The organism is Acidimicrobiales bacterium (assembly GCA_025455885.1).
Lineage (GTDB): Bacteria > Actinomycetota > Acidimicrobiia > Acidimicrobiales > Acidimicrobilacustridaceae > Rhabdothermincola_A.
This window is the reverse complement of the sequence record JALOLR010000010.1, coordinates 20,808-32,205: the sequence shown is the minus strand read 5'-3', so window position 1 is coordinate 32,205 and position 11,398 is coordinate 20,808. Positions and strand designations below refer to the sequence as shown.

Genomic DNA, 11,398 nt, shown 5'->3' with positions numbered 1-11,398 from the left:
TGGGTGGGGATCGTGACCGCTCAGTCCTCCGCGATCGAGATCGCCTGCTTCGGGCAGCGCTGCACCGCTTCCTCGAGCTTGGCCCTCATCGATTCCGGGGGCGTCTCGTCGAGCACGTAGAGGAAGTCGTCATCACGCACCTCGAACACCTCGGGCGCGATGCCCATGCAGATTGCGTTGCTCTCGCACAGGTCGAAATCGACGACGACTCGCATGATGATCCCCTCGTTGGTCCGGCTCGTCTGACGGCCCGCCCATCATGCCCCATCCCGGGAAGGCCGGCGCACCGGAGCCCGGCTCGCAGCGGCACCGGCCGATGGGGTGTGCCGCCGATCTGAGGGTGTGTCAGATTGTCGGGATGACCTCAACCGCCCCGCTCGCCGGCGTCCGCATCCTCGAGGCCTCGATGCTCGGACCCGCCGCCATCACCCAGCCCCTCGTCGACCTCGGCGCCGAGGTCATCAAGGTCGAGCCGCCGGCCGGGGACTACGGGCGCGAGATGACCTGGCCGATCGTCGAGGGCACCTCGCTGCTCTTCCTGCACGCCAACCGCGGCAAGCGCAGCATCGCCATCGACCTGCGCACGCCCGAGGGCGTGGAGGTCTTCCGCGAGCTGGCCCGCACCGCCGACGCGGTCGTCGAGGCCATGCGCCCCGGCGCCCTGGCCCGCCGGGGCCTCGGCTACGACGACCTGAAGGCCGTCAACCCGAAGATCGTCTTCATGACCATCTCCGGCTACGGCATGACCGGCCCCTACAAGGACCTGCCGTCGCACGGGATCGCCTACGACACGTGGGCCGGCATCGTGTCGCCCGCCTACGACGAAGAAGGCTTCTGCTACATCCCCGAGCACCTCTCGGTGGGCATCAACGCCGCCCCGGTGATGGGGGCCATGGGGATCCTCGCCGGGATCGTGAAGGCCCAGGCCACCGGCGAGGGGTGCCAGATGGAGATCGCCCAGGCCGACGCCGCGGCGGCCATGGACTGGCTGCGCAGCGAGACCTACCGGGCCTACGAGCGGCCCGAGTCCGAGGTCACCGGCAACAAGGCCGACGGCTACGAGCGCCGTGCCCCGGGCACCGGCGGCATGAAGGAGGGCGTCCGGTACCAGATGTACGACAGCGCCGACGGGCACATCCTGTTCATGTCGTCGGAGCAGTCCTTCTGGAAGAGCTTCTGCGAGAACATCGGGCGGCCCGACCTGTTCGAGCGCTACCCCGGCTCGAAGTACGCCGACCACGCCCGCGGCAACCGGGAGCTGCAGGCCGAGCTGCGCGACATCTTCCTCACCAAGACCTCCGACGAGTGGATGGCGTGGGCAGCCGAGAACGACGCCCTCCTGGCTCCGGTCAACACGCCCCGGACCCTCGCCGACGACCCGCACTTCAAGGCCCGCATGCCGTGGCTCCCGAAGGAGACCCACGGGGCCGACATGCTCCCGAGCCCCGTCAAGCTCGTCGGCGCCGAGCTCCCCGACCCGGGGATGGCCCCGACCACCGGCCAGCACACCGACGAGGTCCTGAGCGAGCTGCTCGGCTACGACGCCGACCGCATCGCCGCCCTCCGGGCGTCCGGCGCGGTCACGTAGGCCCGCCGCTGATCGCGAGCGGCTCCCCGCCCCGGCGGCGTCGCGAGCCACGCCGCTAACGTCGGAGCGTGCCCGAGGACCGACCACTCGCCGATCCGTCGGCGTCGCTCGGCCGGGTGCCGAAGGCCGACGCCGGGCACATGCCGGCCGGAGCGGGTGTCATGAACACCCAGGTTCCGCGCACGCCGTCGGTCCTGCGGATCATCGGGCGCATCCTCGTACTCGGCATCGCCGCCGTCGCGCTCTACGGCCTGGCCCCGCAGCTGCTCGACATGTGGGAGACGGTGCCGCGCCTGCTCGGGCTGCCCTTCCTCTGGTTCGCCGTCATGTTCGTGCTCATGGCGGGGAGCTACGCGTGCGTGTGGTGGCTGACCCGCATCGCGCTGCCGCAGGTCTCCTGGTTCGTCGCCACCACCTCCCAACTCGTCTCGAACGCCGTGGCCAAGACCGTGCCCGGCGGAGGTGCGATGGGGGCTGCCGCGGGCTTCCGCATGCTGTCCGTCTCGGGGATCAACAAGGGGACGGCGGGCGCAGCGCTCACCGCGACGGCGATCATCTCCAACGGCGTGCTGTTCATGCTCCCGCTGGTGGCGCTGCTGCTCTCGATCGTGGGCGCACCGGTGCCGAACGGGCTGGACCGCGTGGCCTGGGGAGGGGCCGCTCTCTTCGTGCTCATGTTGGTGGTGGGCTTCGTGCTCGTCCGGTTCGACCGTCCCCTCCAGGTGCTCGGCCGTCTCGTCGAGCGGGCGTCCGAACCCGTCCTGCGCCGCCTCCACCGGGAGGGCGGTCCCACCGCGGAGGGGCTGGTGGCCCAACGCAACCTCATGGTCGAGGGCCTGGGGGCGCGGTGGCGCACGGCTCTCGTGGCCGCGATCGGCAACTGGCTCCTCGACTACTTCGCGCTGGTCTGCGCGCTGATGGCGGTCGGGGTCCGCCCCCGGTTCAGCCTCGTGCTACTGGCCTACGGTGCCGCCGCGGTGCTGGCCATGATCCCCATCACCCCCGGTGGGCTGGGGTTCGTCGAGGCGGGCCTCACGGCGATGCTGGTACTGGCCGGCGTCCCCTCCGACCAGGCCCTGTTGGCCACGCTGGCCTACCGGGTCGTCTCGTACTGGCTGCCGCTGCCGGCGGGACTCGTGGCCCACTTCGCCTTCCGGCACCGCTACGGGAGCGCCGCGGTCCCCCTCACCACCTGAGTTGACCGGACCCGCCTCACTACAGGTCACGCCCCTCCCCGCCGATCACTCCGGGGCCGATGACGCACGTCACGCGACGATCCGGGAAGGAATCCGGGGCCTCCGCCGTTGCAGAGGTCAGTCCGTTCCGAAGGGGAGCCACGAGATGGCCGAGTCCACCACCACCACGTCCGCCCGACACCTCGACGGGGCCGCCACCCTGCGGGCCCGCGCCACCAGCCTGCGTGAGCAGGCGGGGTCCCTCGACGAGGTCCTCTCGCTCACCTACCGCCGCCGGGCCAGCGAGCTCGAGCTCGAGGCCTTCCTCCTCGACGCCCAGGCCGGCGTCGAGGCCCCCGAGGTGCACTCCGCGGCCTGATCCCCCGACGGGAGCGGGTCCCCCCACCCGCCCCGTCCGCGCCGTGGTCCCCCTCCACGAGCGCATGCGATGCCCGCCCTCCCCGGGGCGGGCATCGCCGCGTCCGGCGCCGCCTACGATCCCCGGGGCGCCGGCCGGGCGCGACGACGACACGAGGAGCACACGTGGGGTACCCCAAGGACATCCGGATCATCGAGACCTTCGTCGGGATGCCGAGCCGCAACCGTCGCGAGGTCTACAAGTTCCTCGCCCCCCACCTCCGCGACGACTCGAGCAAGGACATGCGCTTCCCTGCGCAGTACATGTTCAAGGACGTCCCCAGCGACATCGAGGAGAGCGTCGACCCCGTCGCCCTCCTCGTCGACAACCTCGACCGCTACAACATCGAGACGGCGATGCTGGGGCTCACCGACAACCCGGACTGCGCCCGGGCCGTCGAGGAGCACCCGGACCGGTTCGTCACCTGCGTGGAGATCGACCCCAACGACACGATGCCGGCGATCGCGAAGATCCGCGAGTCCGTCGAACGGTTCCCGGTGCGCGCCGTGAGCACCTTCCCGGCCGGCTACCGGGTCCCCCTGAACGACAAGAAGATGTACCCCGTCTACGCCACGTGCGTGGAGCTCGACCTCCCGATCTTCGTCTGCGTGGGCATCCCAGGGCCCCGCATCCCCTTCGCACCCCAGCACGTGGAGCTGATCGACGAGGTCATGTACGACTTCCCCGACCTGACCTTCGTGATGCGCCACGGCGCCGAACCCTGGACCGAGCTGGCCATGAAGCTCATGCTCAAGTGGCCCAACCTCTACTACTCGACGTCGGCGTTCGCCCCGAAGCACTACCCGAAGGCGATCCTCGACTACGCCAACACGCGCGGCGCCGACAAGGTCATGTACGCCGGGTACTTCCCCGCCGGGCTCAGCTACGAGCGGATCTTCGGGGACATGGAGAACGTGGGCCTCAAGGACGACGTGTGGCCGAAGTTCCTCCGTGAGAACGCCCTGAGGGTGCTCAAGCTGGGCTGACCTCCGCCGGAGCCCCGGCCGGGGCGCGTCGCGCGCTGCGGTCGGGTCTCAGGCGTCGAGGGCCTGGCGGTGCTGCTCCATCAGCCGGTACAGCCGGTCGAGGTCGTCGACGGCGGGCAGCGCCAGTCGCTGGCCCGAGTTGAGCTCGATCTCGAGGTTCCAGAAGCCGGGGATGACGTCGATCGCCAGGATCCGGTACCAGGGGATGTCACGGCGCAGGGGCCAGTTGCGCTGGATGCGCAGCCCTTCGGGACGCACCACGACGACGGGACCCCACAGGATGCGCAGTCCGGCGACGCACGCCAGCGCCACGACGGCACTGGCCACCCGGAACCAGAGCTCGGGCCCCGCGAACCACGCCCATGATCCGGCCAGCAGCATGCACACGACCAGCACGACCGTGCGCACCACGCGGGCCACGGGCCGCATGTGCAGACGGAAGCCGATGCCTCTCACGGGTCCAGTCTGGCCCGTCCGGGCGACAACGACGACGCACACGGCCCCGGTGGACCGTCGCCGTGGCCGCTCACGCCTTCAGGATGTCGCGCCACGGCAGGTCCTTGTCGGGGCTGGCGTCCCTGGGCAGGCCGAGGGCGCGCTCGGCGATCATGTTGCGGTGCACCTCGTTGGTCCCCCCACCGATCCGCGAGGCGAACTGGCTGAGCACGGCCGTCTGCCAGAACCCGTTCTCGAAGGCGTCGCCGGCGGAGAGCAGGCCGCCGGCCCCCTCGACGGCGAGGCCGAGGTTCACCTTGATCTCCGTCGACTGGGTGAGGAAGTTCTTCATCACCGACGGGTCGGGCGGCGAGCCGTTGCCGTGCATGATGAACGTCTGCATGCGCAGACCCAACCACTGCAGCATCTTCTCCCGCGAATACACGTCGGCGAGCCCCTGGCGGACCACCGGGTCGTCGGTGCGGCCGTGGGCCCTGGCCGCCGACAGCAGCGACGCGTAGCTCGACGCGCCCCCGCCCCCGGACCCGATCATGCCGGCCTCGCTGGTGAGCACGGTCCGGGTGACCGGCCAGCCGCCGTTGACCTCGCCCACGACGTTCTCCACCGGGATGCGGACGTCGTTGAAGAACACCTCGTTGAAGTGCGCCTGGCCGGTGGCCTGGCGCAGCGGGCGCACCTCGACTCCCGGGGAGTGCATGTCCACGATGAAGAACGTGACGCCCTTGTGCTTGGGCACGTCGGGATCGGTGCGGGCGATGAGGATGCCGTAGTCGGCGAACTGCGCCTGGGTGTTCCAGACCTTCTGGCCGTTCACCACGAACTCGTCGCCGTCACGCACCGCCCGGGTGCCGAGGGCGGCGAGGTCGGACCCTGCGCCGGGCTCGCTGAAGAGCTGGCACCACATCTCGTCGCCACGCAACAGCGGCTGAAGGTACCGGTCCTGCTGCTCGGCGTTGCCGTGACGCATGATCGGCGGGCCCACGAGGGAGAGCGCCGCTCCGAGGAAGCCGGCCGTCACGTCGAAGGCGGCCGCCTCCTGGCCGAAGATGATGGCCTCGGCCGGCGACCCGCCCCGGCCGCCGAACTCCTTCGGCCAGGTGATGCCCGCCCAACCGTTGTCGTAGAGCGTGCGCTGCCACTCTCGGGTGCGCTCCATGTAGGCCTCGGCGGCCTCCTCGCTCTCGTCCACCGGACCGCGCGACCAGTCGGCGTCCGTGCCGGTCTTCGGGGTGGCGTGGGCCTGCAGGAACGCCCGGATCTCGGCCCGGAGCGCAGCTTCCTCGGGGGACTCGTCGAAGTTCACGCCGCCGACTCTAGAGCCGCCCGTCCCCGGCCCCCCAACCCCGTCGCCGGTCGCCCCGGGGCCCGCCGTAGGGTGGGACGCCATGCTCCGAACCCGTGCCGCTCGCACCTTCGCGGGGGCCCGGCGCGTGCTCGCGACAGGCGTCGTCGGCCTCGCCGTCGCCGCCGCCGGGCTCACCGCGTGCACCGACGACGGTACCGACGCCGGGGGCGGGACCACCTCCACCACCCTCGCCCCGGAGGCCGTGCCCGTCGACGACCCGCTGGCCTTCGCCACCTACACCGATCCGACGACGCTGATCGTCGCCCAGGTCGGTGAGCGCTTCGCCATCGTGCTGCCCGCCGAGCCGACCGAGGGGTTCCGCTGGGAGGTCGTCGAGGGCCCGAACCCCGACGTGGTGGTGTCCCTCGGCCTGCAGTTCGTGCCCCGCGAGAGCGTGCCGACCACCACGACCACCACGACCACCCCGCCGCCCCCACCCCCCGATCCCGGCGCGCCCGTCGACGCGCCCGCGGTGGGGACCGATGTGCCCGTGCCGCCGCCTGCGGAGACCGCCCCGCCCCCGCCGACCGAGGCGCCGACCACCACGGTGCCCACCCGTGCCGCCCAGGTCCTGTCCTACGTCGCCCGGGCGCCGGGATCGACCGCGGTCACCCTCCGCTACCTCCGGGTGGGCGCCGTCGCCGACGACTCGACCACCACCGTCACCTTCGTCATGGAGGTGCCGGTCCCGGCCTGACCGCAGCACTGCTGCGGTGACGTCACCGTCAGGCGGCGTCGCGGCCCTCCCGACCCCCCGCGCCCTCTCCGCCCTCCGACGGCTCCCGCTCGTCGCGCAGCCGGCGGATGTCGTCCTCGAGCAGATAGCCCGGCGGCACGTCCTCCTCGAGGGCGAGGGGGCGCATGACGACGTCGATGGCCAGCCAGATGGTGCGTGAGAACGGGAAGAAGAGGAGCGGCACGGCGACTGCCGCCGCCAGGTCGATCAGGCCGATCGCCGCCATCGGGGTCTCGGGGTAGGTGCTCGCCATGCCCACGATGAGGATGGCGACCACGACGACCTGGACGAGCACGACGTTGAGGAACCAGGACCCCAGCCAGTGACCGGGGAGGCGGTTGAACCGCAGTCCGCACCGGGGGCACGACGGCACCATCCGCAGCCATTGCCGGAACAGGTGGCCCTCGCCGCACACCGCGCAACGCCGTGTGAAGCCCCGGCGCAGGATCGTGGACGTGGGCGTCGACACCGTCCCAGTGTGCCCGACAGGGCGCGCCACTGCCGAGCCCGGGGCGACACGCTGGGTAGCCTCGCCGGATGGACGAAGGGGCGGGACGAGCGCAACCGCGACCCGAGGCCGAGGGGCGCGAGGACGAGGTCGGTGCCCTGGCCGAGAAGCTGCTGGCGCTCGCCGAGAGCGACCTCCGCGACTACTCCCCCGTCTACGACCGACTCGCCACCGCACTGGCCGGGGACCCCGAGGCCCTGGCCGCGGTGGCCGGCGTGGTGTCCCCGGGCAAGGCGCCGGTGCTGCTCCTCGCGGTGACCCACGACATGGCGCTGGCCGAACCGGCCGGTCGCCTCGCCCGGCTCTACCGGGGCGCCGACCGCGACGACCCCTGGCCGACGTTCCGCTCCCTGCTCCTCGAGCGGACCGCCGAGGTGCGCGCCGCGATGGCGGCGCGCACCGTGCAGACCAACGAGGTGGGCCGCTCCGCCGCACTGCTCCCGGCGGTCACCGAGGCCGTGGCGCGCGTCGACGGCGACAGACCGGTGGCGCTGGTCGAGATCGGGCCGAGCGCCGGGCTCAACCTCTTCTTCGACCGGTTCTCGGTGACCTACCTCGGGGCCGACGCCACGCCCCTCGTCCGGGCCGGCCCCACGGAATCACCGGTGCGCCTCACCTGCGAGGTCCGCTCGGCGCTCCCCCCGCTGCCGACCTCACCCCTCGACATCGTTCGCCGGGAAGGCATCGATCCGAACCCGATCGACGTCACGGACCCCGTCGCCTGCCGATGGCTGTCGGCCTGCATCTGGCCGGGCGTCCCCGATCGGGCCGACCGCCTCGAGGCGGCGATCACCGTGGCGCGGCGTGACCCGCCGGTGCTCCACCGAGGCGACGCCCGTACCGACCTCGCCCCGCTGCTGGCCGCGGTCCCCGACGCGACGGTGCCGATCGTGATCGCCACGTGGGCGCTCGCCTACCTGGACGGTCAGGGCCGCCGGGACGTGTGCGCAACCGTCGACGCGCTCGGACGAGACCGCGACGTCGCCCTCGTGACCGCCGAGAGCCCCCACGTCACCCCATGGGTGGACGACACCGAGCACGAGCGGACGACGACGGACGGCGACGGGACGGCGACCCTGCTCGGCCTGCGCCAGTGGCGGGGCGGCGAGGTCGAGACCACGGCGCTCGGGTGGATGCACCCCCACGGACGCTGGCTGGACTGGGGTGAACGACGATGAGCGATTTCGTCCTCCGTCGGCGAGCGGCGCGGGTCGTGCTGCTCGACGAAGCAGCGCGGGTGCTGCTGCTGTCCGCCCGCGATCCCGCCGACGCCGGCAAGGGGTCGTGGTGGGAGATCCCCGGCGGGGGCATCGACGGCGCCGAGGACTCCGCCGACGCCGCCCGTCGTGAGCTGTTCGAGGAGACCGGGATCAGCGACGTCGAGATCGGGCCGTGCGTGTGGACCCAGCATGCGCGCTTCACCTTCGCCGGCTGGCGCTTCGACCAGCACGAACACGTCCACGTCGGCTGGTGCGACGGGGTCGACCTGACCCGGCTGCGCCCCGGAGGCCTCGAGGCGTTCGAGGCCATGGCCTTCTCCGGGCCACGGTGGTGGGAGCTCGACGAGCTCCTGGCCAGCGACGACACCGTGCTGCCCGTGCGCCTTCGGGAGTTCCTGCCGGACCTCGTGGCCGGCCGCCTCCCGCACGAGCCGCTCGACATCACGCACTCCGGCCCCGGACCGTTCGACCGATCGTGATCCGCAGGTGAGCCGCACAGCCGCACGGGGCGGTGCCGGGGACCCGACCGAGCACCTCGCCCGCACCTTCCTGAGAGGGTGCACGAAGCGCTGCGGGGTGTGCGGACGCGGCCGGCTGTTCCGCCGGTGGTTCCGGATGCTCGACCGCTGCCCCCGATGCGGTCTGCGGTTCAACCGGATCGAGGGCCACTGGACCGGCGACATCGGGATCAACACGATCGTCAGCTTCGGTGCGCTGCTCCTGGTGCTCCTCGGTGGGTTCTTCGTGACCTGGCCGGACCCCCCCGGGCTCGGCCTCGTGCTGGCCGGCGTGGCCACTGCGGCGATCGTGCCGCTGGCCTTCCTCCCGTTCTCGAAGACCATCTGGCTCGCCATCGACCTCATGCTCCGCCCGCTCGAGCCCGGCGAGGTCCGCGAGGGCTTCGGGGGCGTTTCCACAGAATCCACTCCACCTCCGCCGCGATCGCGCCGATAACTGCCAGGAGTCTGGCGAGGCCGGACACGCGTTCCGGGAGGTCGGGCCATCGTGGCGAAGCTCACCAAGTACCTGATTGCGGCAGCGGTGGTCGTGGCCGTGGCCGTCGCCACCGTCGCAGCCGCCGCGGCGGGTCTGCTCGCAGGTGCAGTGGTGTTGCTGGTCCTCGTGGTGGTCGCGCTGGTCGTCCTGCGCTTCCAGGCCGCCCGTCAGGAGAAGGCTGCGAGCGCCGACTGGGTCGAGACGCTGGGCGAGGCCGCCGTCACGGACGAGGACCTCGGCGGGTGGGTGCCCACCCCGGCCCGGTCGGGGCGCCTCGTCATCGATCCCTCGGTCTTCGCCAGCCCTGCCGTGGCCGACGCCGCCGACGGCTTCGAGGGGCTCACCGACAGCGCCCTGGCCGACGCCGGGGATGCGCCGATCGACTGGTCCGTCCCCGCCGAGTGGGGTCAGGGCCCTCTGCCCGACGAGTCCACCGTGGACGAGGGCACGCCCGGCGAGGTCGTGGAGCTGACCTTCGGCGACGACGGGGACCGGGCCGACGAGGCCGCCCGTCACGACGAGCCCCCCGAGTCGGGCCCGGCGGTCGTCGGTGACGACTGGGCGACGCCGGACGACGCGCCCGGCCACGACGGCTCCCTGGGCGGCGTCGCCGAAGGGCCAGTGGCGGCGCCGGTCGAGATCCACGAGAGCACCCACGCCGAGACGCTCAGCTTCGCGACGGCCGGCGTGTCCCGCAACGGCAACGGACTGATCGACTGGTCCGGTCCGGTGCACCCGGTGGAGGAGCACATCCACACCGCGGACGACATCCTCGAGGCCAGCGCGGCGACTGCGCTGCCCACCGTCGACGACCGCCCCGCCCCGGCCGCCGGCTCCGAGCTGGCCCGCCTGCTGGCCAAGGTCGAGGCCCGCCTCCGCGACTACGAGTGATCCGGTCGGCGGGCGGCGGGCATCCGGAGCTCGCCCGCCCCCACAGGGGCGCCCGTCGCGGCGCGGCTGCTTGACCGACCGGACCCGAGGGTGTGGGCTACCGCCATGCACACCGCACTGACCGACGTCCTCGAGATCGAGCACCCGGTGATGCTCGCCGGCATGGGCGGGGTCAGCTACCACGCGCTGGTGGCGGCGGTGAGCGAGGCCGGGGGCTTCGGGTGCATGGGTGCCTCGACGATGAGCACCGAACGGATGATCGCCGAGATGGAGCTGGTGCGAGGGCTCACCGCCAAGCCGTTCGGCGTCGACCTCCTGACGGCCATGCCCGGCGACATGCCCGCCCAGGTGCAGGCCATCATCGACCACGGCGGACGGGTCTTCGTGGCCGGGCTGGGCGTGCCCCGCGACGTCGTCCGGCTGTGCCACGACAACAACATCCTCATCGCGTCGATGTGCGGGAAGGTCCGCCACGCCGTGGCCGCCGTCGCCGCGGGCTGCGACCTGGTGATCGCCCAGGGCACGGAGGCGGGCGGCCACACCGGGACGGTGGCCACCATGGCGTTGGTCCCCCAGGTCGTCGACGCCGTCGAGGGTCGGGTGCCGGTGGTCGCCGCAGGCGGTCTCTTCGACGGGCGGGGGCTCGCCGCTGCCCTCACCCTCGGTGCGGCCGGGGTGTGGGTGGGGACCCGGTTCATCGCCACGCCCGAGGCGTGGGGCACCCCCGGGTACAAGGAGCGCCTCGTGGCCATGGCCGAGGACGACACGGTCGTCACACGCGCCTACACCGGCAAGACCTGCCGGGTGAACCGCAACGCCTACACCCAGGCCTTCGAGGACGCCGGCGGACGGGCCGACCCGTTCCCGGCGCAGTTCGTGAAGTCCATGGGCGACGGCGCCAACCACCTCGGCCTCGGTCCCGACACCGAGGTCGATCCCGACATCGAGTTCTGGCCCGCCGGCCAGGCCGTCGGCGGCATCGACGGGATCGAGCCGGCCGGCGACGTCGTGCGCAGGTTCGTCGCCGAGGCCGAAGCCGTCCTCGACCGGGTCGCCTCGCTGCGCTGAACGGGACTCAG

Annotated in this window: 14 protein-coding genes and 1 pseudogene; 11 read left to right on the top strand and 4 right to left on the bottom strand. The window is 72.3% G+C overall.

Annotation, left to right across the window (positions count from 1 at the left end; genetic code table 11):
• Window positions 1-20: 20 nt before the first annotated feature.
• Complete coding sequence (locus tag MUE36_10115; GenBank protein MCU0311285.1) at window positions 21-215, bottom strand: ferredoxin; 195 nt, start codon at window positions 213-215, stop codon at window positions 21-23.
• A 143-nt stretch (window positions 216-358) separates the two neighbouring features.
• Here MUE36_10115 and MUE36_10110 point away from each other — a divergent pair, with 143 nt between their 5' ends.
• The 4 genes from MUE36_10110 (at window position 359) to MUE36_10095 (ending at window position 4,167) form a co-directional block, all read left to right on the top strand.
• Window positions 359-1,588 carry a CoA transferase gene (locus MUE36_10110; GenBank protein MCU0311284.1) on the top strand — a complete coding sequence of 410 codons (1,230 nt, stop codon included), beginning with the start codon at window positions 359-361 and terminating at the stop codon, window positions 1,586-1,588.
• 68 nt (window positions 1,589-1,656) lie between these two features.
• Entirely contained in the window at window positions 1,657-2,784 is a 1,128-nt protein-coding gene (locus MUE36_10105; protein ID MCU0311283.1) for a flippase-like domain-containing protein, read from the top strand.
• A 145-nt stretch (window positions 2,785-2,929) separates the two neighbouring features.
• Window positions 2,930-3,142, top strand: a complete 213-nt coding sequence (locus tag MUE36_10100; GenBank protein ID MCU0311282.1) for a hypothetical protein — start codon at window positions 2,930-2,932, stop codon at window positions 3,140-3,142.
• A 164-nt stretch (window positions 3,143-3,306) separates the two neighbouring features.
• Window positions 3,307-4,167: an amidohydrolase family protein gene (locus tag MUE36_10095; GenBank protein ID MCU0311281.1), complete on the top strand. Its 861-nt coding sequence runs from the start codon at window positions 3,307-3,309 to the stop codon at window positions 4,165-4,167.
• 48 nt (window positions 4,168-4,215) lie between these two features.
• Here the strand turns inward: MUE36_10095 and MUE36_10090 are convergent, their stop codons facing one another.
• Both MUE36_10090 and MUE36_10085 read right to left on the bottom strand, forming a co-directional pair.
• Complete coding sequence (locus tag MUE36_10090; protein ID MCU0311280.1) at window positions 4,216-4,623, bottom strand: PH domain-containing protein; 408 nt, start codon at window positions 4,621-4,623, stop codon at window positions 4,216-4,218.
• 70 nt (window positions 4,624-4,693) lie between these two features.
• Window positions 4,694-5,926 carry an acyl-CoA dehydrogenase family protein gene (locus MUE36_10085; GenBank protein ID MCU0311279.1) on the bottom strand — a complete coding sequence of 411 codons (1,233 nt, stop codon included), beginning with the start codon at window positions 5,924-5,926 and terminating at the stop codon, window positions 4,694-4,696.
• Between the two features lie 16 nt (window positions 5,927-5,942).
• On the opposite strand from MUE36_10085, the pseudogene MUE36_10080 reads away from it, so the two are divergent.
• Together MUE36_10080 and MUE36_10075 are read left to right on the top strand one after the other, a co-directional pair.
• Window positions 5,943-6,126: pseudogene (locus MUE36_10080) on the top strand (hypothetical protein).
• Window positions 6,054-6,665, top strand: coding sequence for a protease inhibitor I42 family protein (locus tag MUE36_10075; GenBank protein ID MCU0311278.1), 612 nt, complete (start codon window positions 6,054-6,056; stop codon window positions 6,663-6,665). Before MUE36_10080 ends, MUE36_10075 begins: the two are co-directional and overlap by 73 nt.
• Window positions 6,666-6,693: 28 nt before the next feature.
• Here the strand turns inward: MUE36_10075 and MUE36_10070 are convergent, their stop codons facing one another.
• Window positions 6,694-7,173, bottom strand: a complete 480-nt coding sequence (locus MUE36_10070; protein MCU0311277.1) for a DUF983 domain-containing protein — start codon at window positions 7,171-7,173, stop codon at window positions 6,694-6,696.
• A 68-nt stretch (window positions 7,174-7,241) separates the two neighbouring features.
• Here MUE36_10070 and MUE36_10065 point away from each other — a divergent pair, with 68 nt between their 5' ends.
• From MUE36_10065 to MUE36_10045, 5 genes are all read left to right on the top strand, one after another.
• Complete coding sequence (locus tag MUE36_10065; protein MCU0311276.1) at window positions 7,242-8,390, top strand: DUF2332 domain-containing protein; 1,149 nt, start codon at window positions 7,242-7,244, stop codon at window positions 8,388-8,390.
• Window positions 8,387-8,911, top strand: coding sequence for an NUDIX domain-containing protein (locus MUE36_10060; protein MCU0311275.1), 525 nt, complete (start codon window positions 8,387-8,389; stop codon window positions 8,909-8,911). Before MUE36_10065 ends, MUE36_10060 begins: the two co-directional genes overlap by 4 nt.
• A gap of 7 nt (window positions 8,912-8,918) precedes the next feature.
• Window positions 8,919-9,386, top strand: a complete 468-nt coding sequence (locus tag MUE36_10055; protein MCU0311274.1) for a DUF983 domain-containing protein — start codon at window positions 8,919-8,921, stop codon at window positions 9,384-9,386.
• Window positions 9,387-9,437: 51 nt separating this feature from the next.
• The gene (locus MUE36_10050) at window positions 9,438-10,319 is read left to right on the top strand and encodes a hypothetical protein (GenBank protein MCU0311273.1); all 882 of its coding nucleotides are present in this window, start codon (window positions 9,438-9,440) and stop codon (window positions 10,317-10,319) included.
• Between the two features lie 105 nt (window positions 10,320-10,424).
• Complete coding sequence (locus tag MUE36_10045) at window positions 10,425-11,387, top strand: nitronate monooxygenase (GenBank protein ID MCU0311272.1); 963 nt, start codon at window positions 10,425-10,427, stop codon at window positions 11,385-11,387.
• Window positions 11,388-11,398 lie beyond the last annotated feature (11 nt).

Excerpts from the sequence above, each read along its gene's own strand:
- MUE36_10115 (MCU0311285.1), bottom strand. The coding sequence starts at position 215 with ATGCGAGTCGTCGTCGATTTCGACCTGTGCGAGAGCAACGCAATCTGC.
- MUE36_10110 (MCU0311284.1), top strand. The coding sequence starts at position 359 with ATGACCTCAACCGCCCCGCTCGCCGGCGTCCGCATCCTCGAGGCCTCG.
- MUE36_10100 (MCU0311282.1), top strand. The coding sequence starts at position 2,930 with ATGGCCGAGTCCACCACCACCACGTCCGCCCGACACCTCGACGGGGCC.
- MUE36_10065 (MCU0311276.1), top strand. The coding sequence starts at position 7,242 with ATGGACGAAGGGGCGGGACGAGCGCAACCGCGACCCGAGGCCGAGGGG.
- MUE36_10060 (MCU0311275.1), top strand. The coding sequence starts at position 8,387 with ATGAGCGATTTCGTCCTCCGTCGGCGAGCGGCGCGGGTCGTGCTGCTC.
- MUE36_10045 (MCU0311272.1), top strand. The coding sequence starts at position 10,425 with ATGCACACCGCACTGACCGACGTCCTCGAGATCGAGCACCCGGTGATG.